20 protein-coding genes and 1 other RNA gene are annotated in these 23,920 nt (G+C 67.3%); 17 read left to right on the top strand and 4 right to left on the bottom strand.

What is annotated here, in order from left to right; genetic code table 11:
• The first annotated feature begins 40 nt into the window (after nt 1–40).
• Nucleotides 41–364 (top strand): H-NS family nucleoid-associated regulatory protein, encoded by a 324-nt coding sequence (locus LV476_RS06100; RefSeq protein ID WP_156574744.1) that lies wholly within the window; start codon nt 41–43, stop codon nt 362–364.
• A 118-nt stretch (nt 365–482) separates the two neighbouring features.
• Here LV476_RS06100 and LV476_RS06095 read toward each other — a convergent pair whose 3' ends face one another.
• Complete coding sequence (locus LV476_RS06095; protein WP_250074433.1) at nt 483–1,649, bottom strand: tetratricopeptide repeat protein; 1,167 nt, start codon at nt 1,647–1,649, stop codon at nt 483–485.
• 141 nt (nt 1,650–1,790) lie between these two features.
• Here LV476_RS06095 and rnpB point away from each other — a divergent pair.
• The 16 genes from rnpB to ftsZ all read left to right on the top strand — a co-directional run bounded on the left by rnpB (nt 1,791) and on the right by ftsZ (nt 19,456).
• An RNA gene (gene rnpB / locus LV476_RS06090) (RNase P RNA component class A) lies at nt 1,791–2,146 on the top strand.
• A 340-nt stretch (nt 2,147–2,486) separates the two neighbouring features.
• The gene (gene mraZ / locus LV476_RS06085; protein WP_349665998.1) at nt 2,487–2,939 is read left to right on the top strand and encodes a division/cell wall cluster transcriptional repressor MraZ; all 453 of its coding nucleotides are present in this window, start codon (nt 2,487–2,489) and stop codon (nt 2,937–2,939) included.
• Nucleotides 2,936–3,859, top strand: a complete 924-nt coding sequence (gene rsmH / locus LV476_RS06080) for a 16S rRNA (cytosine(1402)-N(4))-methyltransferase RsmH (RefSeq protein WP_250074428.1) — start codon at nt 2,936–2,938, stop codon at nt 3,857–3,859. The genes mraZ and rsmH overlap by 4 nt, the downstream gene beginning before the upstream one ends.
• Entirely contained in the window at nt 3,856–4,116 is a 261-nt protein-coding gene (ftsL, locus tag LV476_RS06075) for a cell division protein FtsL (protein ID WP_250074427.1), read from the top strand. Before rsmH ends, ftsL begins: the two co-directional genes overlap by 4 nt.
• On the top strand, nt 4,113–5,882 hold the full coding sequence (locus tag LV476_RS06070) for a peptidoglycan D,D-transpeptidase FtsI family protein (protein ID WP_250074425.1): 1,770 nt from the start codon (nt 4,113–4,115) through the stop codon (nt 5,880–5,882). Before ftsL ends, LV476_RS06070 begins: the two co-directional genes overlap by 4 nt.
• A 1-nt stretch (nt 5,883) precedes the next feature.
• The gene (locus tag LV476_RS06065; RefSeq protein ID WP_250074423.1) at nt 5,884–7,401 is read left to right on the top strand and encodes a UDP-N-acetylmuramoyl-L-alanyl-D-glutamate--2,6-diaminopimelate ligase; all 1,518 of its coding nucleotides are present in this window, start codon (nt 5,884–5,886) and stop codon (nt 7,399–7,401) included.
• Nucleotides 7,398–8,852, top strand: coding sequence for a UDP-N-acetylmuramoyl-tripeptide--D-alanyl-D-alanine ligase (locus tag LV476_RS06060; protein ID WP_250074421.1), 1,455 nt, complete (start codon nt 7,398–7,400; stop codon nt 8,850–8,852). Before LV476_RS06065 ends, LV476_RS06060 begins: the two co-directional genes overlap by 4 nt.
• Entirely contained in the window at nt 8,833–9,915 is a 1,083-nt protein-coding gene (gene mraY, locus LV476_RS06055) for a phospho-N-acetylmuramoyl-pentapeptide-transferase (RefSeq protein ID WP_250074419.1), read from the top strand. The genes LV476_RS06060 and mraY overlap by 20 nt, the downstream gene beginning before the upstream one ends.
• Complete coding sequence (gene murD, locus LV476_RS06050; RefSeq protein WP_250074418.1) at nt 9,915–11,375, top strand: UDP-N-acetylmuramoyl-L-alanine--D-glutamate ligase; 1,461 nt, start codon at nt 9,915–9,917, stop codon at nt 11,373–11,375. Before mraY ends, murD begins: the two co-directional genes overlap by 1 nt.
• Entirely contained in the window at nt 11,372–12,610 is a 1,239-nt protein-coding gene (gene ftsW / locus LV476_RS06045; protein ID WP_250074417.1) for a putative lipid II flippase FtsW, read from the top strand. Before murD ends, ftsW begins: the two co-directional genes overlap by 4 nt.
• Nucleotides 12,607–13,725, top strand: coding sequence for an undecaprenyldiphospho-muramoylpentapeptide beta-N-acetylglucosaminyltransferase (murG, locus tag LV476_RS06040; RefSeq protein ID WP_250074416.1), 1,119 nt, complete (start codon nt 12,607–12,609; stop codon nt 13,723–13,725). The genes ftsW and murG overlap by 4 nt, the downstream gene beginning before the upstream one ends.
• The gene (murC, locus tag LV476_RS06035; protein ID WP_434062817.1) at nt 13,725–15,161 is read left to right on the top strand and encodes a UDP-N-acetylmuramate--L-alanine ligase; all 1,437 of its coding nucleotides are present in this window, start codon (nt 13,725–13,727) and stop codon (nt 15,159–15,161) included. The genes murG and murC overlap by 1 nt, the downstream gene beginning before the upstream one ends.
• Nucleotides 15,158–16,138: a D-alanine--D-alanine ligase gene (locus LV476_RS06030; protein ID WP_250074413.1), complete on the top strand. Its 981-nt coding sequence runs from the start codon at nt 15,158–15,160 to the stop codon at nt 16,136–16,138. The genes murC and LV476_RS06030 overlap by 4 nt, the downstream gene beginning before the upstream one ends.
• Complete coding sequence (locus LV476_RS06025; RefSeq protein WP_250074411.1) at nt 16,138–16,944, top strand: cell division protein FtsQ/DivIB; 807 nt, start codon at nt 16,138–16,140, stop codon at nt 16,942–16,944. Before LV476_RS06030 ends, LV476_RS06025 begins: the two co-directional genes overlap by 1 nt.
• Before the next feature lie 64 nt (nt 16,945–17,008).
• On the top strand, nt 17,009–18,253 hold the full coding sequence (ftsA, locus tag LV476_RS06020; protein WP_250074409.1) for a cell division protein FtsA: 1,245 nt from the start codon (nt 17,009–17,011) through the stop codon (nt 18,251–18,253).
• Between the two features lie 45 nt (nt 18,254–18,298).
• Complete coding sequence (ftsZ, locus tag LV476_RS06015; protein ID WP_250074407.1) at nt 18,299–19,456, top strand: cell division protein FtsZ; 1,158 nt, start codon at nt 18,299–18,301, stop codon at nt 19,454–19,456.
• 100 nt (nt 19,457–19,556) lie between these two features.
• On the opposite strand, the gene LV476_RS06010 is transcribed toward ftsZ, so the two are convergent.
• The 3 genes from LV476_RS06010 to LV476_RS06000 all read right to left on the bottom strand — a co-directional run bounded on the left by LV476_RS06010 (nt 19,557) and on the right by LV476_RS06000 (nt 23,889).
• Nucleotides 19,557–20,015 (bottom strand): RDD family protein, encoded by a 459-nt coding sequence (locus tag LV476_RS06010; RefSeq protein ID WP_250074404.1) that lies wholly within the window; start codon nt 20,013–20,015, stop codon nt 19,557–19,559.
• On the bottom strand, nt 20,012–23,476 hold the full coding sequence (gene mfd / locus LV476_RS06005; protein WP_250074403.1) for a transcription-repair coupling factor: 3,465 nt from the start codon (nt 23,474–23,476) through the stop codon (nt 20,012–20,014). The genes LV476_RS06010 and mfd overlap by 4 nt, the downstream gene beginning before the upstream one ends.
• A 179-nt stretch (nt 23,477–23,655) precedes the next feature.
• Nucleotides 23,656–23,889: a hypothetical protein gene (locus LV476_RS06000; protein WP_250074400.1), complete on the bottom strand. Its 234-nt coding sequence runs from the start codon at nt 23,887–23,889 to the stop codon at nt 23,656–23,658.
• Nucleotides 23,890–23,920 lie beyond the last annotated feature (31 nt).

The following is a 23,920-nucleotide window of genomic DNA, read 5'->3' as shown; positions in this document are numbered from 1 at the left end:
CCGCATTGTGCATTCCACTACAAATAGGTAGGTAGTACAGATGAGCCAATTTGACGTCAAAAACCTTTCCGCCGACGAATTGAAGAAACTGGTCAATGATGCCGAGCAGGCATTGCGCGAGCGCAGCAAGCAGCGCGTAATGGAGTTGCGTCGTGAGGCCGAGGCGCTTGCCAACGAGCTGAACACCACGGTGGCCGATATCTTCGGCCTGGAAAAGGGCAGCAAGCAGGCGGGCAAGAAACTGCCGGCCAAATACATGAATCCGGCCAACCCGTCGCAAACCTGGTCAGGTCGTGGCAAGCGTCCGAACTGGCTGGTCGACGAGCTGAACAAGGGCAAGAAGCTCGAGGATTTTCGTATCTGATTACGGACCGGCCGATATGAGGTCGGGCCACTCGCCGGCTTCTCTTGCAGGCGAATGATTCGAATCACAAAGGCCCCGCCGAAATGGCGGGGCCTTCTTTATGTGGCGAGTTTGCGGATCATTCCGTCGTGGATGTCAGCTTTTGCTTCAGCCATTCCGGTGGTTGGTCGAGTTTATCAAGGCAGTGGCGAGCGGCGCGGTCGATTACGCCGTGTTCGTGGTATAGGCCCTCGGTTTCGGCCCAGTCACGGACTTCCTGTTCCAGAATACCGTGGTGCTTGGCGACGCTTATCAGCTGGACCACGCCGTCGCGGTGCCATTTTGCCTGTGCCGCATTTTTATCCCCCTGTGTCTCGGCGATGGCCACGGACGCGGCTGCGATCAGAGGGGCACTTTCGCCGCGGCGCGCCTCGTCACTCGCCAGAAGGCGTGCTGCCAGCGGGCAGACCGCTTCGACCGGCGCCCGCAGAGCAAGTGCGGCGGTGAAGGCCAGCATCAGTGCCTGTTCGTCGCGCGAGGCATCGTCGATGAGCAGGTTAAGCACGGTGCGGTAGTCGCCGGACTCGATCATCAAAGTCATGCCGCGCTCGCGCATGGCCGGTTCGAGGTGCTGCCCGAGCCCGGCCAGCACCTGCTGCCACAGGCCGATGCGTCGATCGTCGAGCCAGGGTGACAGGATCTCGACGGCTTCGTCGCCACCGCCCTGTTCGACCAGCTGCTCGATCAGCGCCTCGGCTGCCTGCTCGAGGAAGCTCGGGTCGTCGGCCCGGGCAGCGGTCTCGACGGCCTTTGTCAGCGGGGGGATGGCCTTGAAGAGGTTGCCTTGGCGGCGGAAGAGGGTGGCCAGGTCGAGATGCACCTGCGTGGCGACCTCGGCGGGCAGCTGGTCGAATTCGGGCTGCTTGACCAGTTCGCTCAGTAATGTGATCGCCTCCCGGACATCGCCGCGAGCAGCATGGGCCAGCGCCAGCGTGTGGGTCAGCGCCGGATCGGGCGACTCCTCGAGCAGCTCTCCTGCCACGGAGGCGGCCTCCTCGAGTCGGCCTTCGCCGATCAGCGCGACGCACAGGCCGTCGGCAATCTCGAAGCGGCGTTGGTCGTCGCAGCGGCGCATCCAGGCCAGCAGCCATTCGAGCCCGTCACGGTCGATGGCATCGGTCTGCCACGACTCCCGGTAGATCCAGTCGATCACCTCGGCTGCCTGTCGGCAGTCGATCCGGCTTTCGGCGGGATCGTCCATCTCTGCGTGCCGGGATTGCAGTAACGAGGGAAGCGCTTTTGCCATGGCAGTGCTCGTGGTCGGACTGGTCGGAATGGATCGCTGGCCGTGAGTCTACCGGATTCGGGTCGTCTTGATGGCGGGCGGCGGCCTGCACTGACCACGTGGAGCTCGACACGCCGCTGTGCTCCGTTATACTCCGCCGCCGGAGTTGGCCAGGTTGTCGCGGCGTCTTTCGAGGCGTCGAGGAAAGTCCGGGCTCCATAGGGCACGGTGCCAGGTAACGCCTGGGCGGCGCGAGTCGACGGAAAGTGCAGCAGAGAGTAGACCGCCGATGGCCGCAGCAATGTGGCACAGGTAAGGGTGAAAGGGTGCGGTAAGAGCGCACCGCACGCGTGGTAACACGTCGTGGCACGGCAAACCCCACCGGGAGCAAGGCCAAATAGGGGAACAATGGCGTGGCCCGCGCTGTTCCCGGGTAGGCTGCTCGAGCGCAACGGCGACGTTGCGCCCAGATGAATGGCAACCCATGACAGAACCCGGCTTATCGGCCGACTCCACCCCATTCCCGCGCGGCTGTCATCCCGTCGCCGCGCTTTTCGGGCTCTTCCAGCCCCTTTCGCCCCGACCGTCATCCTCGACGGTCGATGTGCGATGAAACACTCCCACTTTCCCCCACCGGCACTCAAATGCCGTTCTGATGCGCTCTCCCGCATCCTCGTGCGCTTTGTTACCTATGCGTGGTAACCCACTGTTTTTATCTAAAAATAGCCGGCATTTTCTCCGCTTTTCGTCGGCTAACTCCTTGTGGTCAAAAGAAAAATCCCGCCATTTGCTTGAACGGGTGTCGGGGCAGGGCTATAGTGCGCGCAGGTGTAGAAAAGTGGGAAAAAGTGGGAAAAAGTGTTCCGGGGCATCACCAACCTGAATCTCGACGCCAAAGGACGCCTGGCCATGCCCACGCGTCATCGGGAGGCGTTTGCCCACGACGATAACCAACTCATTCTCACCATCGACACGCAGGAGCACTGCCTTCTTATCTATCCGCTGAGCACCTGGCTCGACATCGAGAAGCAGATCGACGCCCTGCCGTCATTCAACAAGACGGCCAATCGCATCAAGCGGATGCTGATCGGCCACGCCACCCAGGTGGAGTTCGACTCCGCTGCCCGCATTGTCATCCCGCCCGCGCTGCGCGCGCACGCCAAGCTGGAAAAGCCGGCGGTGCTCGTCGGGCAGGGCAAGAAGCTCGAGCTCTGGTCGCAGGACCTGTGGACCGAGATGACCGAGGATTTCCTCGACCAGTCGGACGAGGACGACCAGCTGCCGACGGCCCTGGAGACGTTGTCACTATGACGTTCGACCCCAGCCACGACACGGTGATGCGAGACGAGGCGGTCGATGCGCTCGTCATCGACGCGTCGGGCACCTATGTCGACGGCACGTTCGGTCGAGGCGGTCACAGCCGCGCCATCCTCGCACGCCTCTCCGAGAAAGGTCGGTTGATTGGCTTCGATCGTGATGCCGAAGCCGCCGAGAGTGCCGCCCGGCTGGCCGAAGAGGACGGGCGTTTCTCCTTTATAAGGGCCGCGTTCTCCGGCTGGGGCGAGGCGCTGGTCGAGCGCGACGTGACCGAGCCGGTCCACGGCGTGATGTTCGATCTGGGCGTCTCCTCGCCGCAACTCGACCAGGCCGAGCGCGGCTTCTCGTTCCGTTATGACGGTCCGCTGGACATGCGCATGGACCAGAGCCATGGTCCGTCCGCGGCCGACTGGCTGGCAGTGGCCGAGGAAGAGGAGATCCGAGACGTGCTGTTCCGCCTGGGCGAGGAGCGTTTCGCCCGGCGGATTGCCGCCGCCATCGTCGAGCGGCGTCGCGAACAGCCGTTCACCCGCACCAACGAGCTGGTCGACTGCGTGGTCGCCGCCACGCCAAGGCGCGACCCCAACAAGCACCCGGCCACTCGTACTTTTCAGGCGATCCGCCTGTACATCAACCAGGAGCTCGACGAGATCACGCAGGCCCTCGAGCAGTCGCTCGAGCATCTACGTCCCGGTGGCAGGCTGGTGGTGATCAGCTTCCATTCGCTGGAGGACCGCATCGTCAAGCGGTTCATTCGCGATCACAGCACCGCCGGCAAGGACTTCTTCGGCAATCCGACCGGCCCGGTGGCGCTGAAGAAGATCGGCAAGGCGATCCGCGCCGGCCGCGACGAGATTCAGCGGAACCCGCGGGCGCGCAGCGCCATCATGCGGGTGGCGGAGCGAGCGGCATGAAGGCGCTCAACCTCCTCCTGCTGGTGATGGTGGTCTCGAGTGCATTCGCCGTGGTGATGCTGGTCGCCGAGGATCGGCGCCTCACGCAGGAGATCGCGAGCACGCGTGATGGCATCGAGCGGCTCGAGGGCACCTACGCCGAGCTGCAGCTCGAAGAGGGCACGCTCACCGCTCAGGGTCGGATCGAGCGCATCGCGACCGAGGAACTCGGCATGGTCCAGCCGGCCGAGGACAGCGTGACGGTGGTGTTCCGATGAAAGCGCTCTGGGACGGCATCATGCACTGGGCCGGCTGGCTCGGCGTGCGCTGGCGCGCCGGCATCGTGCTGATGGTGTTCGCGGGCGCGGCCCTGATGCTGGTCGGTCGTGCGGTGCAGCTTCAGGTGACCGAGCACGATTTCTACGCCGAGCAGGGCGGCGACCGCCACCAGCGTGTCCAGACCATCGCCGCGCATCGCGGCATGATCACGGATCGCAACGGCGAGCCGCTGGCCATCAGTGTCGCCATGCATGCCGTCTGGATCGATCCCAAGGTGATCTCCGGCCATCCGGAGGCGGTCGGCCGGCTGGCCAGCATCCTGGACCGGCCGGTCGCCAAGTTGAACAAGCGGGTGCGCGACTACAGCAGTCGTCGCTTCCTTTACGTTGCGCGCCAGGTGCGTCCGAGCGTGGCCGCCGCCGTGCGCAGCGCCGGCCTGCCCGGCGTGGGTCTCAAGCGCGAGTACAAGCGCTTCTATCCGACCGCCGACGTCACCGCGCCGCTGCTCGGCTTCGCAAATATTGACGATGTGGGACAGGCCGGGATCGAACTGAGCTTCGACCAATTGCTCTCCGGCACACCGGGCAAGCGGCGCATCCTCAAGGACGGCGACGGTCGCGAGATTGCCGACCTGGGCGTCATCCAGAAGGCGCGCCCGGGACAGGACCTCGCCCTGTCGATCGACCGTCGCCTGCAGTATCTCGCCTATCGCGAGCTGGCGCGGGCGATCGAGGAGCAGCAGGCGCTGGCCGGGTCGGCGGTGCTGATGAACGTGACCACGGGCGAAGTGCTGGCGATGGCGAGCGCTCCCTCGTTCAATCCCAACAACCGCGCGACCATCGACCCGTCGGTGACCCGCAACCACGCCATCGTCGATCAGTTCGAGCCGGGCTCGGCCGTCAAGCCGTTCACTGTCGCCACCGCACTGGGCACGGGCCGCTGGAAGCCGAGCGACACGGTCGACACGGAGCCGGGCTATCGCCGGGTGGGTGGTTTCACCATTCATGATCACCGCAACTACGGCACGCTCGACATGACCGGCCTGCTCGAGAAGTCGAGCAACGTCGGCGCGAGCCTGCTCGCCGAGGACATCGGCGCCGAGCCGCTGTGGCAGACCTACCGCGGGCTGGGCTTCGGCCAGATCACCGGCGTGGGCTTCCCCGGCGAATCGCCCGGGTCGCTCAGTCTGTGGCGCGACTGGCGGGCCGCCGATACCGCGGCCCACAGCTACGGTTACGGTCTGGCGGTCACGCCGCTGCAGCTGGCGACCGCCTACGTCGCACTTGCCAACGGGGGGCAGTACTTGACCCCAAGCCTGCTGCGTCGCGACAAGGTGCCCGACACCCGGTCCGTTTTTTCCACGCCCATTGCCGACCAGGTGGTCGGCATGCTGCGTTCCGTGGTTTCGCCCACCGGGACGGCGCCGGAGGCCGCAATCACCGGCTTCCAGGTGGCTGGCAAGACCGGCACCGTACGTCGTCTGGGCAAGGGCGGTTATTCGAAGACGGATTACAACACCGTGTTCGCCGGTGTGGCCCCGGCCACGGACCCGCGGCTGGCGCTGGTGGTGGTGTTGCACCGCCCGACGGCGGGCAAGGTGTATGCCGGCGACGTGGCCGCACCGGTGTTCCAGCGGGTGATGAGCGGCGCGCTGCGCATGCTCAATATCCGGCCGGACGACCTGCCGGAACTGCCCACCGGTCAGGTGGCCGGCGACGTGCCCGCCACGGTGGCGGAAAGTAACCACGACCGGGGGGCTGGCTGACATGGCGCGCGTCGACATCCCCGAAATCGACCTGCGCGAGGTGGCCGTGCTGCGACACGCCGGCGCCCCGGATCGCCGTATCGCGTCGATCAGCGACGACAGCCGCCAGGTCGAGCCCGGCACGCTCTTCTACGCGCGTGAGACACAGTCCCACGGCGCGGACCGCTTCGTGGCCGACGCGCTGGCGCAGGGTGCGGCCGCGGTGCTCGGTAGCGGGCTCACTCCGGCCCCGGGCGTTATCAGCATCGACCGTCCCGAGGAGGCGATGGCCGATCTGATCCTTCAGGCCAATGGCTGGAGTAGCGAGTCAGTCGGAATCACCGCGGTGACCGGAACCAACGGCAAGACCACCGTCAGTCACCTGCTGGCCGGACTGATCGGCATCGACGGCGAGCCGGTCGGTGTGATCGGCACGCTCGGCTGGGGGCTTTGGTCGCCGCGGGCCGACTACGAGACGACCACCAACACCACGCCGGGACTGATCGAGAACTGGTCACTGATTACCCGGCTGGTGCGCGAGGGTGCGCGCGAGATCGTGATGGAAGTCTCCTCGCACGCGCTCACCCAGGGGCGGGTCGAGGGACTGCCGATCCGGACCGGCGTGTTCACCAACCTGGGTCGCGACCACTTCGACTATCACGGCGACATCGACGCCTACCTCGCCGCGAAGGCCCATCTGTTTACCCTGCCGAGCCTGCGTCAGGCGGTGCTGAATGGCGGCCAGTCGGCCAGCGAGACCATGCTTGCGACACTCGCGGCGCGTTCGGATGCGCCGCGGACGCTGTGCTTCGCCTTGGCCCCCGTCAAGCCAATCGCGGGTTGTGGTCCGACACTCTCCGGCCATCTCGAATCACTCGAGGCGGGTCGGTTGCGTCTGGCGGTGCGCGGGCGCGGCGAGCGGGCCTCGCTGAACGTGCCGCTGGCCGGACGGTTCAACGCCGAGAATCTGCTCGCCGCGTTGGCGGCACGGCTGGTCGTGGGCGAGACGCTCGAGACGCTCGCCGACCGTGTCGGGCGTCTGAAGGCGCCGCCGGGGCGGATGGAAAGCTTCAAGATCGGCCGGGGCATGACGGCCGTGGTCGATTACGCCCACACCGCCGATGCCTTGGAAAACGTGCTTTCCAGCCTGCGCGAGAGCATGCCGCAAGGATGCCGCCTCGGGGTCGTTTTCGGTGCCGGTGGCGATCGCGATCCGGGCAAGCGTCCGCTGATGGGGGCCGTCGCCGAACGGCTGGCCGACTGGGCCATCGTTACCAGCGACAACCCGCGAAGCGAGTCCCCGGAGGCCATCATCGAGGCGATCGTCGCGGGTACGAAGGCGCCGGAGAGCATCGACCAGATCATCGATCGCCACGAGGCGATCGCGACCGGTATCCGGCGACTGGCCGACGGGCGGCCGGGAGACTGTCTGCTGATTGCCGGCAAGGGACACGAGACCGGCCAGCAAGTCGGCGATCAGACCTTGCCGTTCGACGACCGCCTCGTGGTGCGTGAGCAAGCGCGGGAGGTGGCCGCATGATCCGCGCGACCCTCGAACAGATCGCATCCTGGAGCGGTGGCCGCCTGGCGGCGGGCGTCGATCCGGCTACATTGATCGCCGGTGCCGGGACCGATACCCGTGCCGACCTCTCGGGGCGCCTGTTCGTTGCCCTGAAGGGGCCGAACTTCGATGCGCATGCCTTCCTCGCCCAGGCGGTGGAGCAGGGGGCGGTGGCCGCGCTGGTCGAACAGGAGCAGGACGATGTTTCCCTGCCGCAGGTGGTCGTCGACGACACCCAGGCGGCCCTCGGCCGTCTGGCTCGCGGCTGGCGCGAGGCGGTTGACCCGACCGTGATCGCGATCACGGGCAGCAGCGGTAAGACCACCGTCAAGGAACTGCTCGCCGCCATGCTTGGCGAGGTCGGCCCGACCGCGGCCACCCGCGGCAACCTCAACAACGAGATCGGCGTGCCACTCACCCTGCTCGACTGGCCGGCCGAGACCCGGTTCGCCGTGGTCGAGATGGGTGCCAACCACGTCGGCGAGATCGCCGCGCTGACCGAACTGGTCGCTCCGGACATCGTGATGGTCACCATGGCCGGGCGTGCCCACGTCGGCGAGTTCGGCTCGGTCGAACGCATCATTGAGGCGAAGGGCGAGATCTACCGCCATCGCCCGGAGACGGCACGACCACTGATCAACCTCGACTCGGCCGGCGCGGACCAGTGGCTCAAGAGCGCGCCCAAGGCCGATACCTTCACCCTTGATGCGAGCCACCGCGAGTGGGCCACCTGGACCGGTCACTACGACGCGGCACAGCACGAGCTTTCGATCGACGAACGGGGGCGGCCGGCACTCGACCGCCTGCCGGTTCCCATCCCGGGTGCGCACAACGCCATGAACCTGCTAGCGGCGATCGCAGTGGCGCGCCTGGCCGGGGCCTCGTTCGATGCCGTCACGGCTGGGCTGGCTGCCTTCCGCCCGCCCGCAGGCCGCATGGACGTGATTCGCCTGGCGAATGGCTGGCGGGTGATCGACGACAGTTACAACGCGAACCCCGAGTCGATGCGCGCCGCCCTCGGCTATCTGGCCGGCCAGCCCGGCGAGCGGTTTGCCGTACTTGGCAGCATGGGGGAGCTCGGCGCGCAGGCCGAGACGTTGCATCGTCAACTGGGCGAGTTCGCCGCCGGCGAGGAACTCGACGGGCTGATCGCGGTCGGTCCATGGGCCGCAGCGATCGCCACCGGCTTCCGAGCCGCTGCCGGCTCCCCCGACTCCATCGACACGGCTGAGGACAGCACCGAGGCGGCCAAGGCATTGCATGCGCGTCTGGCTACCCGGAGCGAGTCGGCTGTGACGGTCCTGCTCAAGGGATCGCGCTTCATGCACATCGAACGGGTCCGCGAGGACCTCGAACGGGAGTACGGCGTCGCGCCGAAGCCCGGGAACGAATCCACAGGGAGAGGGCGAGATGCTGCTCTGGCTGACTGAATGGCTGACCCAGTACGCCAGTTTCTTCGGCGTATTCGAATACCTGACCTTCCGGGCGATGCTCGGCGTGGGCACGGCCCTGCTGATCTCGCTCGCGATCGGGCCGCTGGTCATCCGCTGGCTGCAGAGCGTCAAGGCGGGTCAGCCGATCCGCGAGCTGGGTCCGCAGACCCACCTGGCCAAGGCGGGCACGCCGACCATGGGCGGGGCGCTGATCCTGATCTCGATCGCCATTTCGATGCTCCTGTGGGGCAATCTCGGCAACGTCTACGTCTGGGTTGCCCTGCTGACCACCATGGGCTTCGGTCTGATCGGCGGCTGGGACGACTACCTCAAGCTGTCGCGTCGCAACAGCGACGGTCTCGCCGCGCGCTGGAAGTATCTCGGCCAGTCGGTCGTCGCTCTGCTTGCGGCGGTGTTCCTCTACCAGATCGCCGCGGCCCCGGCCGAGACCAGCCTGCTGATCCCGTTGCTCAAGGACACGCTGATCCCGCTGGGCTTCGGCTTCGTGATCCTGACCTACTTCGTGGTCGTGGGCAGCTCGAATGCCGTCAACCTCACCGACGGCCTCGACGGTCTGGCGATCATGCCGACCGTGCTGGTTGCGGGCGGCCTGGGCGCGTTCGCCTACGTTACCGGTCACTACGAGTTCGCCAACTATCTGGGTCTGCCGTTTATCGGCGGCGTGGGCGAACTGACGGTCTTCTGCGCGACGATCGTCGGCGCAGGTCTCGGTTTTCTCTGGTTCAACAGCTATCCCGCCCAGGTATTCATGGGCGACGTCGGTGCGCTGGCGCTGGGGGCTGCGCTCGGCATCGTCGCGGTCATGGTTCGCCAGGAGATCGTGCTGTTCATCATGGGCGGCATCTTCGTGCTGGAGACCGTCTCCGTGATGCTCCAGGTCGCCTCGTTCAAGTTGACCGGCAAACGCATCTTCCGCATGGCGCCGATCCATCACCACTTCGAGCTCAAGGGCTGGCCGGAGCCGAAGGTGATCGTGCGCTTCTGGATCATCACGGTGATCCTCGTCCTCATCGGCCTGGCAACCATGAAGGTGCGCTGATGAAGCTGATTATCGGCATGGGACAGACAGGCTTTTCCGCCGGGCGCTTCTTCCAGCGCCGGGGCGAGGCCTTCGTCGCTGTCGATACGCGTGGTGCTGCGGCGCCGCGCGAAGTCTGGCTGCGCACGTTCGGGCAGGGCACCGTCTACGACGGCCCACTGACGACGGACATGTTCGACGCCGCCGCGCTCCGGGACGTGACGGACATCGTGCTCAGCCCGGGGCTCAACCCGGCGTCCAGCCCGTTGCGGCAGATGCTCGCCGAGGCCGCGCGGCGCGGGATCCGGGTGGCCAGCGACATTGCCCTGGCGCTGCGGTACGCCGAGGTGCCCTATCTGCTGGTGACCGGTTCGAACGGGAAGAGCACGGTTACCGCATTGACTGCCGAGCTGCTCACCGCGCTGGGCTACCGCGTGGGGATTGGTGGCAACTACGGCACCCCGGCGCTCGATCTCCTCGCCGAGCCGGCCGACGTACTGGTACTCGAAGTCTCCAGTTTCCAGCTCGAGGCCTGCCGGGCCGAGGAAATACACGCCCGGGCGGCCACGGTGCTCAACATCAGCGCCGATCATCTCGACCGTCACGGCACCATCGATGTCTACGCCGCGCTCAAACAGAAGCTGGTGGTCAACGCCGAGACGGCCGTGATCAACCTCGACGATCCGATCGTCCGCGCCATGGGCTCGACCTGTCAGGGGCGGATCGTCGGTTTCTCCGCCACCCCCGAGGCGGACGGGATGCCGGTCAAGCACCACTTCTACCTGGATTCCGACGGCGAGGCCCTCTGCCGTGACGATCAGGTGCTGCTCGACGGTGCCAGCCTTGCCTTGCCGGGGTCGCACAATCGGATCAACGTGCTGGCGACTCTCGCGCTGGTGGAAGGTTTCGCCGGTCGGCAGGCTCTCGGCAACGATGCCCTTCGGCAAGCGCTGGAATCCTTTGCCGGGCTGCCGCACCGCATGCAGGTGATCTGCACCCGTTCCACCAACGGGACGGACATCCGTTTTATCAACGATTCCAAGGCGACCAATGTCGGCGCCGCCATCGCTGCAGTCGAAGGGCTTGCCGCCGCCGGCGTGGCGCATCAGCTGGTCATTGCCGGCGGGCAGGCCAAGGGTCAGTCGTTCGACGAGTTCGCACGGACCCTCGTGACGCATGCCGACGGCGTGGTCCTGATCGGCGAGGATGCCGGCGCCATTGAGCGTTCGCTGCAGCAGGCGGCGGACACCAAGGCTCCGGCGGTCTACCGCGCCGAATCGATGCAGGATGCCGTGGCGTGGGCGGCCGGTCGGGCCGAGGCCCTGGCGGCCGCAGGTGATTCGGTCGCGGTATTGCTGTCACCGGCCTGCGCCAGTTTCGACATGTTCCGTGGCTACGCCGACCGGGGCGAGTGCTTCGCCCGCGCCAGCGAGACGGCCTGTGTCGGGGTGAACGAGCCGATCGCGGAGGTGCTGTCATGAGTCTGGTGACGGCCAATCTCCGTGGAATCCGCTGGCTGGGGCGCGTCGGTAGCGACGGGCTGCGCCGACTCGGTGATCGTGGCCAGAGCGAAGTGCAGCGCCATGCCGTCGGCATCTCGCTTGATCGCGGTTTCCTCGTGGCGCTTATGTCCCTGCTGTCGATCGGTCTGGTGATGGTCGCCTCGGCGACGCTCGGTTCCGGCGACGAGGCCGGCCGCGGGCTGCTGATCCGTCAGGCGGCCGCCGTGGTGATCGGCCTGGTGGCCATGACCGTCTTGCTGATGGTGCCGCTGCGGCATTTTGTCGCGATGCGCAGCATGGTGCTGCTGGTGTCATTGGCGCTGCTGGCGGTGCTGTTCGTTCCGGGCGTGTCGCATACGGTCAACGGGGCGACCCGCTGGATCGATCTCGGCTTCGTCCGCCTGCAGGCGAGCGAATTCGCGCGGCTGGGCATGATCATCTGGATGGCCGCCTACCTCGGCGTACACCTGGAGAAGGTGCAGACCCGCATCCGTGGCATGGCTGGTCCGGTCCTGGTGATCATGCTGGCCTCGACGTTGCTCCTGCTGCAGCCCGATTACGGCAACACCCTGGTGCTCGGGGCGACGCTGTTCGCCATGGCCTGGTTGATGCGGGCCCAGCTGCAGACGATGCTGATGCTGATGGTCGCCGGCGGTGCCCTGGCCATCGCGGGCGTGTTCTCCGCCCAGTATCGCGTCGATCGGCTGCTGTCATTCTCCAACCCCTTTGCCGACCCCTTCGGCGACGGCTATCAGCTGGTCAATGCCCTGATCGCCATCGGTACGGGCGGGCTGTTCGGCCGCGGGCTGGGCGAAAGCGTGCAGAAGCTCGCCTACCTGCCGGAGGCACATACCGATTTCATCTTCGCGGTGTTCGCCGAGGAGTTCGGCCTGTTCGGCGTGATCGCGCTGCTGGGCCTTTACGGCGTGCTGGTCTGGCGTGGTTTCGTCATCGCGCGCCTGGCCTGGGTCGCGAGGCACTACACCGGTGCGGCGCTCGCCTGGGGCATCAGCGTCTGGGTCGGCATGCAGTCGCTGATCAACATGGGCGTGAACATGGGGCTGCTGCCCACCAAGGGTCTGACACTGCCGCTGATCAGCTATGGCGGTTCGGCGATGGTGGCGACACTGCTCGCCATGGGCCTGGTGCTGCGCGTTCACCACGAGGCCAGCCGGGCCTTGGCCGAGAAGGGAAGCCCGGAGGTGAGCCGATGAGCCGCGGTGTGATCTACGTCATGGCCGGTGGTACCGGCGGTCACGTCATCCCGGCGCTCGCGGTCGCCGAGGCGCTGGCCGAGCGCGGCTACGCGATCCGCTGGATGGGCACAGAGCGCGGCATCGAGTCGCGCTTGGTGCCCGAGGCCGGTTATTCGATCGATTACCTCGAGATCGGAGGACTTCGTGGCAAGGGCCTTACGACCCGGCTGGCCGCACCGCTCCGCCTGATGCGCGCGGTCTGGCAAGCCATTCGGTTGTTGCGCCGCCACCAGCCGGTGCTGGTGGTCGGCATGGGCGGATTTGCCGCCGGGCCGGGCGGCCTGGCGGCCTGGCTCACCCGCAGCCCGCTGGTCATCCACGAACAGAATGCCATTGCCGGGCTGACCAACCGGGTGCTCTCGCGCCTGGCTCGCGTCACTTTGGCCGCCTACCCGAATGCCTTCGGTGCGCCGTTGCCGGCCAGCCGCGTGGTGGGTAACCCGGTCCGCGGCGATATCGAGGCATTGCCCGCGCCCGCTGAACGGTTTGCCGGCCATGACGGGCCGGTGCGGGTGCTGGTCCTCGGTGGCAGCCTCGGCGCGCAGGCGCTCAACGAGGCGGTGCCCGAGGCGCTGGCGCGCATCAGCGGCACCACCCACTTGGACGTCCGTCATCAGGCCGGCCCGCGCCACGTCGAGGCCGCCGAATCTCATTACGAAAATGCCAACTGGGGAGCGGGCAGTCGCTACCAGGTCAGCGGCTTTGTCACCGACATGGCAGAAGCATTCGGCTGGGCCGACTTCGTGATCGCTCGGGCCGGAGCGATGACCGTCGCCGAGATCGCCGCGGCCGGTGTGGGGGCGTTGTTCATTCCGTTCCCGCACGCCGTCGACGATCACCAGCGCTTCAATGCCGCCTGGCTGGTCGACCAGGGCGCGGCGCGGCTGCTGTCCCAGACCGAGGCTGATGTCGAGCACCTGACGGCGTTGCTGGGTCCGCTGCTGGCCGACCGAGCCGTGCTGCTGGACATGGCGGAACGCGCGCGGGCGGCGGCTGTGCCGGAAAGCACCGCGCGCATCGCGTCGGTCTGCGAACAGACAATCGACGGGCAGCGCCCGGGGGAGGGTTCCTGATGGATTCGATGACCGCTGAATTCGCCCCGGTCGCCCAGGTCCGTATGCGCAAGGTGCGCAAGCTCCACTTCGTCGGTATCGGCGGCGCGGGCATGAGCGGCATTGCCGAGGTGCTGCATACCCTCGGTTTCGTCGTGACCGGTTCCGACATGAACGAGTCGCCGGCCGTTCGCCATCTGCGCGAGCTCGGCATCGAAGTGTTCATCGGCCACGATGCCGCCAACCTTGCCGATGCCGACGTGCTGGTGATCTCCACGGCGATCGCGCCCGACAACCCGGAGCTCGTGGCCGCCCAGGCCGCCCGGCTGCCGATCGTTCGTCGCGCCGAGATGCTGGCCGAGATCATGCGGTTCCGCATCGGTCTCGCGGTCGCCGGCACGCACGGCAAGACCACCACCACGTCGCTGCTGGCAGCGATCATGGCCGAGGCGGGCCTCGACCCGACCTACGTGATCGGCGGCAAGCTGCTCTCGAGCGCGTCGAACGCCCGGCTGGGTCGCGGCGAATACCTGATCGCCGAGGCCGACGAGTCGGACGCCTCGTTCCTGCACCTGCAACCGCACGTCGCGGTGGTCACCAACATCGACGCCGACCACCTCGAGACCTACGACAACGATTTCTCGCGGCTGCTGGATCACTTTGTCGAGTTCCTGCACAACCTGCCGTTCTACGGGCTGGCGGTGATGTGCGCCGATGACGAGCACACCATGAGCATCGTCGACCGGGTCGGTCGACAGGTGCTGACGTTCGGCATCGACGAGGCGGCGGACGTCCGCGCCACGGACATCCACAGCGACGGCTTCGAATCAGCCTTCGACGTGACGCTGCCCGACGGTGAGTCGTTGCACTGCCGTCTCGCCATGCCGGGCCGGCACAACATCCTCAACGCCCTGGCGGCGATCACGGTGGCGCACGACCTCGGCGTAGACAGCGCCGCGATCGCCCGGGCACTAGCGGGCTTCAAGGGCGTCGGTCGTCGCTTGGAACGTCGCGGCACGCTGGCCTTCCGCCAGGGACGCCGCATGCTTCTCGACGACTACGGGCACCACCCGCGCGAGGTGGCCGCGACGCTCGCCGCCGTGCGTGATGCCTGGCCGGACGAGCCGCTGCTGCTGATCTTCCAGCCGCATCGCTACACCCGCACCCGGGACCTGTTCGAGGACTTCGTCGAGGTGCTCTCCCAGGTCGATCAGCTGATCCTGCTCGAGGTCTACGCGGCCGGTCAGCAGCCGATCGCCGGCGCGGACGGTCGCAGCCTCGCCCGGGCGATCCGCGCTCGTGGCCAGGTCGACCCGGTGTTCGTCGCCGACCCCGACCAGGTGCCGGAGGTGGTCGACGACATGGTGCACGACGACGGCATCGTCCTGACGCTGGGTGCGGGCAACGTCGGCAGCCTGCCCGGCATGCTGCTGCAACGCTGGGGGGAGACGTCATGAGCCACGAGCAGGCACTCGGCCGGGTGATGGTCCTGATGGGCGGCTGGTCCGCCGAGCGGGATGTCTCGCTCGACAGCGGGGCGGCGGTCCACGAGGCGCTGGTCTCCCAGGGGATCGACGCGATCGCCGTGGATCTCGACCGGGCGGGTGCACGCGAACTGGGTCAGCGCATCGCGGCCGAGCGTATCGATCGCGTCTTCATCGCCCTGCACGGGCGCGGTGGCGAGGACGGTCAGGTCCAGGCGCTTCTCGAGCTTGCCGAGGTGCCTTACACGGGCAGCGGCATGGCTGCCTCGGCGATCGGCATGGACAAGGTGATGTGCAAGCGCATCTGGCGCGGCGCGGGGCTGGCGACGCCGGACTTCGCGGTGGTCGATGACCTCGAAGCCGCCCGTGCTGCTGCCGACCGGCTTGGCTGGCCGGTAATCATCAAGCCAACGGCCGACGGGTCGAGCGTCGGGGTGAGCAAGGTCGATGATCCGGCGGGCGTTGAGGCGGCGTTTGTCGATGCCGCTGCCCACGGCGAGGTGATGGTCGAGCAGTTCGTCGCCGGCGGCGAATATACCGTCGCCATCCTCGGTGAGCGAAGCCTGCCGGCCATTCGCATCGAGGCCAGCGCCGAACATGCCTTCTACGACTACCAGGCCAAGTACGAGGCCGAGGACACCGGCTACCGGATCCCCTGCGGTCTGTCGTCGGACGAGGAGGCGCGCATGGCCGAAACCGCCCGTGCCGCCTTCCGTCTGATCGGCGCCCGCGGCTGGGGGCGGGTCGATTTCATGCGTGACGCCGAAGGCCGGCATTGGCTGATCGAGGTGAACACCGTGCCGGGCATGACCAGCCATTCGCTGGTGCCCATGGCCGCACGGGCCGTGGGGACCGATTTCCCCGGCCTGTGCCGAGCGATTCTCGAACAGACCCTGGTCAGCTCGGCGGGGACGCGCGCGGGAGGCGAGACGGGTGATGGAGCGGATTAATGGCAGCACGACGAGCCTCCCAGGCGCGGCCCCGCGGGCCCACGTGGCGCGAGCGCTGGTCGGCGTTCGTGGCCGGGCTGCGGATTGCGGCCCGCTGGGCATGGCGAATCGGGCTCTGGGCCGGATTCATCGCGGCCCTGGCGCTGGTCTCGCAACGGGTCTGGTTGAAGCTGCAGGCACCGGTGAGCTCGATCGAGATCGACGGGGCCAACCGGTTCGTTACCGCCGAGGCGGTGCGTACCGAGCTCGAGCCGGCCAAGGGGCAGAGCATCTGGTCGGTCGACATCGAGGAGTTGCGTCATCGCCTGCTGGCCAATGGCTGGCTGACGGAGGTGCGCATCGAACGGCAGTGGCCGGATCGCCTGGTCGTGCGACTGGCGACGCATCGGCCGATCGCAGCCTGGAACGAGAAGCGACTGCTGAGTGCGGCCGGTCGGGTTTTCGAGCCGCAGGACCGACCCGCGGACCTCGAGCTGCCGGAGTTGGCCGGGCCGTCCGGCAGCCAGTGGTCGGTCTGGGAGCGCTACACGAGTCTCCGGCCGGTGCTGGCGGATGTCGGGTTGACGTTGTCGGGCGTCTCGATGAGCGCCCGCGGCTCACTCAGCCTGTCGCTGGCTTCCGGCGCGGTGATTCACGCCGGCCGGGAGTCGCTGGAGACCCGCCTGCAGCGGTTGCTGGACGTGTATCCCGCAACGCTGGCGGGACGGATGGAGCAGATCGAGCGTATCGACCTGCGGTACAGCAACGGATTCGCGGTGGCCTGGCGGGAGTCGGCCACCGACAAGACAAAAAAAGAAAAAGACTGAAAACAGGGATGTTCCGGAGCCAAGACAGTTCGGAAATCATGGCAATCAAGGGCAGAAACACAGCATGAGCGCGTTGAGAAAAGGAGAGCGGGAATTCGTTGTCGGACTCGACATCGGCACCAGCAAGGTTGCGGCGCTGGTGGGCGAGTGCGACGGCGACGGGCGCCTGAGCCTGATCGGCTACGGCTCCCACCCGACCAACAAGGGGCTGCGACGCGGGTCGGTGGTCGACATCGAGTCAACCTCGATGGCCATCCGCCGCGCGATCGACGGCGCCAGCGCCCTGTCGGACTGCGAGATCGGTTCGGCCTGGGTCGGCGTGGCCGGCGATCACGTCCGCAGTCTGGATTCGCAGGGCATGACCGGTACCGGCGGGCGCGAGATCACCGATGCCGACGTCGCGCAGGTGATCCAGTCGGCCCGCGCGGTCAAGATCCCCGACGGGCAGCAGATCCTGCACTGCGAGCCGCAGGAGTTCCGCATCGACGGGCAGGACGGTATCCGCAAGCCGCAGGGCATGAGTGGCCACCGGCTCGAGGCGAACGTCCACATCGTTACCTCGGCGGCCAACAACGTGCAGAACGTCATCAAGTGCGTCGAACGCTGTGACGTGCACGTCGAGGGCACCATCCTCGAGCCGATCGCCGCGGCCCGCGCGGTGCTGAACGACGACGAGCGCGAGCTCGGCGTGGTGCTGATCGACATCGGTGGGGGAACCACCGACGTGGCGATCTACACCGGCGGGTCGCTGCGCTACGCCGCGGTCCTGCCGATCGCCGGCGAGCAGATCACCAACGACCTTTCCTACGGCCTGACCACGCCGCCGGCGGAGGCCGAGAAGATCAAGATCAATCACGCCAACCTCGGCCAGCTCGACGAGCGCGAGTCGTCTCGCGCCATTGAGGTGCCGGGTGTCTCGGGGCGTCCACCGCGTCGCATCCCGCAGGAGACGATGATGCGCATCGTCCGCCCGCGAGTGGAGGAGCTCCTTTCCTACGTCCAGGAGTCCATCCGCCAGTCGGGCTACCTGAACTTGGTCAATGCCGGGGTAGTGCTGACCGGCGGCACGGCGCAGATGCCGGGCTTCGTCGAACTGGCGGAGGACTTCCTGCAGATGCCGGCTCGACTGGGAACGCCGCAGGGCGTGGTCGGCAACCTGGATGCACTCGAGGACCCGGCGAACGCCGCCGGGATCGGTTTGATGCTGCACGGGCTCGAGCAGGCCCGCGAACAGACGGCCCATGGACCGGCGACGGCCCATGGAAATCTTTTGGAACGCCTCAAGGGCTGGTTCCGCGATCACTTCTGATTCACACGATTTTTACGAACGCCACGCGAGAGAGGAGATGACACCATGAGCAACTGGACAATGGCAGAAATGCAGACCGAGAGCGCCAAGATCAAGGTGATCGGCGTCGGTGGTGGTGGCGGCAATGCCGTCGCGCACATGGTTCAGCAGCACATCGAGGGCATCGAGTACATCAGTGCAAACACCGATGCCCAGGCGCTGGTGAAGAGCAACGCCCCGTCGCAACTGCAGATCGGCGCGAACATCACCAAGGGCCTCGGCGCCGGCGCCGACCCGGAACTGGGTCGTCAGGCCGCGCTCGAGGATCGAGAGCAGATCCAGGAAGCGATTAGCGATGCCAACATGCTGTTCATCACCACCGGCATGGGTGGCGGCACGGGCACCGGCGCGGCGCCGGTGATCGCGCAGATCGCCCGCGACATGAACATCCTCACCGTGGCGGTGGTGACCCGGCCGTTCTCCTTCGAGGGCAAGAAGCGCACCTCGGTGGCCATGGAAGGCATTCAGGAGCTCGAGGACAACGTCGATTCGCTGATCGTCATCCCGAACGACCAGCTCACCGCGGTGATGGGCAAGCAGGCCGCCCTGCGTGACGCCTTCGCCGCCGCCAACGAGGTGCTGTTCACTGCCGTGGCGGGCATCTCCGAGCTGATCACCCGTCCGGGCGAGATCAACCTCGACTTCGCCGATGTCCGCGCCATCATGACCGAGAAGGGCACCGCGATGATGGGCACCGGCGTAGGCACCGGCGACAACCGGGCCGCCGAGGCCGCCGAGGCCGCGATCCACAGCCCGCTGCTGGACGACATCAACCTCACCGGTGCCGAGGGCATCCTGGTCAACGTCACCTCCAACGGCGATCTGTCGATCGGCGAGTTCATGGAGATCGGCGAGATGGTCCAGGGGCTTGCCGGCGACGAGGCGGTGGTCAAGGTGGGCACCGCGGTCGACGACGAGCTGGACGGTCAGCTGCGAGTCACGCTGGTGGCCACCGGCCTGTCGCGGATCAAGAACGTTACCGGCGAACAGTCCAAGCCGCGGGTCGTGATCGACAACGCCCGCCGCGAGGAGCCGGCCGAGTCGACCGAGCAGTCGCATGCCGAGGCGCAGTCGGCCCACGCGGGCACCGCGCATCACGGCAATGCCGCGATCAACCTCGACACGATCGACATCCCGTCGTTCCTTCGCCACCAGGCGGACTGAGCGGCGCCCGGCCGAGAGGTCGGGATTTCACTCGCGAGGCAGAAGTGAAAAGGCCCCGGGTTTCCCCGGGGCCTTTTTGCGTCTGGGATTGGTAGGAAGTTCAGGCAGGAGGCAGCAGTTGCACCACCCGCATCGACAGGCGCTGGTCGAACCAGGTCCGCCGCTTGGGGTCCGCCTGCGCGGCGAGGAACAGGATTCCGAGGGTGGCGATGCACAGCAGCCCGAAGACGAAACGCATCAGCATGGGGGCAAGGCAGGCGCCGTCCGTTTCGCGGATGAGCAGCAGTCGCCAGACCTTCATGCCCGGCGTCTGACCGAAGCGGCACCAGAAAAAGACGAAATAAGCGGCGATCCAGGCCAGCAGGTAGAGGCGGAACAACCATTGTGCCGGCCCCTCTGGCGGCACCGGTTCGCCGCCGGTGACCAGCAGGGCGAGGAAGGTGGCCAGGATCACCACGGCGATGACGAACAGCAGGTCGTAGGCCACCGCGGCTGCACGCCGCCACAGGGGCGCGGTGCGTGCCGGGCGCTTCGGGGTGGTATCGTCCCTGGCGGTCATGCGTTGGCCTCGGCGGTCTCGGGCAGGGCGATGTCCTGCAGGATGGCGCGAATGGTGGCGAGGCGGTCATCCAGTTCGGGCATGTCGCGGTAGAAGCGCAGCGTGTCGGCCGACAGGCGATAGGTCTCGGGGGCGGCCTGCACCGCGGCGACCAGCTTGGCTGGGTCGATGCGGGCGTCCTCGCCGAAGATCAGTCGGCCGCCGCGCGCGGTCAGTTCGACCTTGGTGAGCCCCAGGCGCCGGGCGCGGATGCGCAGCCGGTGGGTCTCGACCAGGGCGACGACCGGCTCGGGCAGCAGGCCGAAGCGGTCGATCAGCTCCACCTTGAGCTCGTCGAGCGCCTCGTCGTTCTCGGCGGCGGACAGGCGCTTGTAGAGCGTCAGGCGGGTATGGACGTCGGCGACGAAGTCGTCCGGGATCAGGGCCGGCTCGCCCAGATCGACTTCCGTCGTGCGGCTGTCGACCGGGGCCTCCAGCGCCGGCTCCCGGCCTTCCTTGATAGCGGCAACTGCCCGGTCGAGCAGCTGCATGTAGTAGCGGTAGCCGACCTCGTGCATCTGCCCGGACTGCCCGGAGCCGAGCAGCTCGCCGGCACCGCGGATCTCGAGATCGTGTGTCGAGAGCGTGAAGCCCACCCCGAGGTCCTCCAACGCGGCGATCGCCTCGAGACGCTTCTCGGCATCCGGTGTGAGCTGGCCCGGCTCCGGGGTGATCAAGTAGGCATAGGCGCGGTGGTGCGAGCGACCCACCCGGCCGCGCAGCTGGTGCAACTGGGCCAGGCCGAACTTGTCGGCGCGGTGGATCAGGATGGTGTTGGCGGTGGGGATGTCGATGCCGGACTCGATGATCGTGGTCGAGACCAGCACGTTGAAGCGCTGGTGATAGAAGTCGGACATCACCTGCTCGAGGCCGCGCTCGCCCATCTGGCCGTGGGCGACGCCGATGCGCGCCTCGGGGACGATCTCCTCGACCAGGCGGGCCATGCGGTCGATGCTCTTGACCTCGTTGTGCAGGAAGTACACCTGGCCGCCGCGCTTGAGCTCGCGCTGGATCGCCTCGCGGATCTGCACCTCGTCCCAGCGCAGGATCACCGTCTTGACCGCGAGGCGCTCGCGCGGCGGGGTGGCGATGATCGACAGATCGCGGATGCCCGAGAGCGCCATATTGAGCGTCCGCGGGATGGGTGTGGCGGTGAGCGTCAGCATGTCCACCTCGGCGCGCAGGGCCTTGAGGCGTTCCTTGTCGCGCACGCCGAAGCGTTGCTCCTCGTCGATGATCACCAGACCGAGGTTGGCGAACTCCGGCGAGTCGCGCAGTAGCTTGTGCGTGCCGATGACGATGTCGACCTGGCCGGCCTTGATCCGCTCGCGCAGTTCACCGGTCTTCTTGCTGCCGGAGAGACGCGACAGGCTCTCGACGGTCACCGGCCAGTCGGAGAAGCGGTCGCGGAAATTGCGCAGGTGCTGTTCTGCCAGGAGTGTCGTGGGCACCAGCACCGCGACCTGGGTCTGGTTCTCGACCGCGACGAAGGCTGCGCGCATGGCGACCTCGGTCTTGCCGAAGCCCACGTCGCCGCAGACGACCCGGTCCATCGGCTGGCTAGCCGCCATGTCGGTCAGCACCTGCTCGATGGCGAGGCGCTGGTCGTCGGTCGGTTCGAAGGCGAACTCCTCGGCAAACTGGCGGTAGTCGGTCTCGTCGGCCTTGAACGAGGTGCCCTTGCGCGCGGCGCGACGGGCGTGCACGTCGAGGAGCTCGGCGGCGACGTCGTGTACTTGCTTGGCGGCGCGTCTCTTTGCCTTCTCCCACTGACCGGAACCGAGGCGGTGGAGTGGGGCGGTATCTTCCGCGCCGCCGGTGTAGCGCGAGATGCGCTCGAGGCTGGAGACCGGCACGTAGAGCTTGTCGTCGTCGGCGTAGGTCAGCAACAGGTATTCCTGCGGCTGTTTGTTCATCTCCAGCGTCACCAGCCCCTGGAAACGGCCCACGCCGTGGTCCTCGTGGACCACGGGCGCGCCGATGGCCAGGTCGTCGAGGTTCTGGATGATCGCGTCGGCATCGCGGCCGCGACGCGAGCGGGCGCGGCGCTGGGCGACCCGTTCGGCGAACAGGTTGGTCTCGCTGATGACCGCCACCGGTTGGCGGGCGCCGGGGAGGATCGCGCCGTGTTCCAGTTCGGCCACCGCTACGCCCAGCGGCGCCTTATCGGCGGTATCCCAGCCGTCGACCGCCTTGGGTTTGAGACCGGCGGCGGTGGTCTGTTCGATCAGCGCCTGGCGTCGGCCGCTGCTCTCGGCGACCAGCAGGGTGTGGCCCTCGAAGCCGTGCACGAACTCGGCCAGCCGTTCGATCACTGCCGTCTGGGCGGCGCTGCCCTGCGACAGTTCCGGCAGGGGGCGGTCGCCGATGTCGGCGGCCTGCGGGAAGCGCTCGTCGCCGCCGGCCACCAGCTGCCAGCGCGGCAGCGCTTTTACCCGCTCGCCGAACTCCTCGGGTGCCTGGTAGAGCGCATCGGGGGCGAGGATGGGGTGGTCGATGTCACCGGCGCGCTGTTCGAAGCGTTCGCCGGTTTCGGTGACGAAGCGATCGATCGCCTCGTCGACCCCGTCGAACAGCAGTAGCCGCGCCGTCTTCGGCAGGTAGTCGAACAGGGTGGCGGTCGAGTCGAAGAACAGCGGCAGGTAGCTCTCGATGCCGGCCGGCACCAGCCCCTCGGAGACCTGGCGGTAGATCGGCGCGCTGGTCGGGTCGCCGGAGAAGGTGTTGCGCCAGTTCTGACGGAAGGTGGCGATGCCCTTGTCGGTCAGCGGGTATTCGCGCGCCGGGAGCAGGGTGATTGCCTCGACCGTTTCGGTAGAGCGCTGTGATTCGGGGTCAAAGTGGCGCAGGGTCTCGATCTCGTCGTCGAACAGATCGATGCGCACCGGCTGTTCGGCCCCCATGGGGAAGACATCGATCAGCCCGCCGCGCAGGGCATACTCGCCGTGCTGCTCGACGGTCGAGACGCGGCTGTAGCCGGCCTCCTCAAGCTGATTGCGGTAGGCCTCGCGATCAAGCCGTTGCCCAACCTCGAGAACCATGCCCTGGCCGGCGACGAAGGCTGGCGGCGGCAGGCGCTGCAATAAGGTGGGGGCGGCGATCAGCGTCAGGCCGGCCGTCTCGCGTGGCAGGCGCCACAGCCGCGAGAGCCGGTCGGAGATCAGGTCCTGGTGCGGCGAGAAGCGGTCATAGGGCAGCACCTCCCAGTCGGGGAAGACGCTCGCCGAGACGCCGAGGAACGCCAGGGCGGCCCGGGCGTCGTTGACCGCGCGGCTGTCCGGCAGCACGGCCAGCAGCGGCTGCTCGGCCGATTCGGCGGCCAGGCGTGTGGCCAAGGTCCGTCCGAGGTCGGTATGCGTGCGCAGGTAGATGGGGTCGTGGCGGTCGGCCGGCTGGGCGATGGACTGCTTGGCGTCGCTCATCTTGAGATCGGTCGGTTGGCAAGGGGGCGAGATTGTCGCCTATTTGACTGTCGGCTGCACGGTACGCCGGCGCTGTGTCGCGGCAGGCGCGGAGGACTGGCGCGGCAAGAAAAATGCGGACACCGAGCCGAGCCCGGGTCCGCATCCGGCCGCCGTGGCGGCGAGGCGACGGGGCGTGATCAGACGCGCACGTCGATGTTTCCGCCCGGCCCACCGGCTTGCTGGTCTTCCCCGGCGCGGTTCTGTCCGGCCGCCACCGCCTCGCTGCCATTGACCCGGTTCTCCGGCGGATTTTCCACCGGCGTGTTACGCGTCTGGGCGCTGGGGTTCGTCGTCTGCTGGTTGGTGGGCTGTGACAGGAGCCCGTCGGCCGCGGCGACGTTGCTGTAGCCGCTCTCCACGTTGGCGATCATGTCGTCTGCCTCCCGCTGGCGCCATCGGCGC

The sequence above is a fragment of the Guyparkeria hydrothermalis genome (genome assembly GCF_023555385.1).
Classification (GTDB): Bacteria; Pseudomonadota; Gammaproteobacteria; order Halothiobacillales; family Halothiobacillaceae; genus Guyparkeria; species Guyparkeria hydrothermalis_A.
The sequence above is the reverse complement of the archived record's forward strand: the minus strand, read 5'-3'. Positions and strand labels throughout refer to the sequence as shown.

What these genes read in the sequence shown, in the direction of transcription:
- LV476_RS06100 (WP_156574744.1), top strand. Translation starts at nt 41, where the DNA reads ATGAGCCAATTTGACGTCAAAAACCTTTCCGCCGACGAATTGAAGAAA.
- LV476_RS06095 (WP_250074433.1), bottom strand. Translation starts at nt 1,649, where the DNA reads ATGGCAAAAGCGCTTCCCTCGTTACTGCAATCCCGGCACGCAGAGATG.
- rsmH (WP_250074428.1), top strand. Translation starts at nt 2,936, where the DNA reads ATGACGTTCGACCCCAGCCACGACACGGTGATGCGAGACGAGGCGGTC.
- ftsL (WP_250074427.1), top strand. Translation starts at nt 3,856, where the DNA reads ATGAAGGCGCTCAACCTCCTCCTGCTGGTGATGGTGGTCTCGAGTGCA.
- LV476_RS06070 (WP_250074425.1), top strand. Translation starts at nt 4,113, where the DNA reads ATGAAAGCGCTCTGGGACGGCATCATGCACTGGGCCGGCTGGCTCGGC.
- LV476_RS06065 (WP_250074423.1), top strand. Translation starts at nt 5,884, where the DNA reads ATGGCGCGCGTCGACATCCCCGAAATCGACCTGCGCGAGGTGGCCGTG.
- LV476_RS06060 (WP_250074421.1), top strand. Translation starts at nt 7,398, where the DNA reads ATGATCCGCGCGACCCTCGAACAGATCGCATCCTGGAGCGGTGGCCGC.
- mraY (WP_250074419.1), top strand. Translation starts at nt 8,833, where the DNA reads ATGCTGCTCTGGCTGACTGAATGGCTGACCCAGTACGCCAGTTTCTTC.
- murD (WP_250074418.1), top strand. Translation starts at nt 9,915, where the DNA reads ATGAAGCTGATTATCGGCATGGGACAGACAGGCTTTTCCGCCGGGCGC.
- ftsW (WP_250074417.1), top strand. Translation starts at nt 11,372, where the DNA reads ATGAGTCTGGTGACGGCCAATCTCCGTGGAATCCGCTGGCTGGGGCGC.
- murG (WP_250074416.1), top strand. Translation starts at nt 12,607, where the DNA reads ATGAGCCGCGGTGTGATCTACGTCATGGCCGGTGGTACCGGCGGTCAC.
- murC (WP_434062817.1), top strand. Translation starts at nt 13,725, where the DNA reads ATGGATTCGATGACCGCTGAATTCGCCCCGGTCGCCCAGGTCCGTATG.
- LV476_RS06030 (WP_250074413.1), top strand. Translation starts at nt 15,158, where the DNA reads ATGAGCCACGAGCAGGCACTCGGCCGGGTGATGGTCCTGATGGGCGGC.
- LV476_RS06025 (WP_250074411.1), top strand. Translation starts at nt 16,138, where the DNA reads ATGGCAGCACGACGAGCCTCCCAGGCGCGGCCCCGCGGGCCCACGTGG.
- ftsA (WP_250074409.1), top strand. Translation starts at nt 17,009, where the DNA reads ATGAGCGCGTTGAGAAAAGGAGAGCGGGAATTCGTTGTCGGACTCGAC.
- ftsZ (WP_250074407.1), top strand. Translation starts at nt 18,299, where the DNA reads ATGAGCAACTGGACAATGGCAGAAATGCAGACCGAGAGCGCCAAGATC.
- LV476_RS06010 (WP_250074404.1), bottom strand. Translation starts at nt 20,015, where the DNA reads ATGACCGCCAGGGACGATACCACCCCGAAGCGCCCGGCACGCACCGCG.
- mfd (WP_250074403.1), bottom strand. Translation starts at nt 23,476, where the DNA reads ATGAGCGACGCCAAGCAGTCCATCGCCCAGCCGGCCGACCGCCACGAC.
- LV476_RS06000 (WP_250074400.1), bottom strand. Translation starts at nt 23,889, where the DNA reads ATGATCGCCAACGTGGAGAGCGGCTACAGCAACGTCGCCGCGGCCGAC.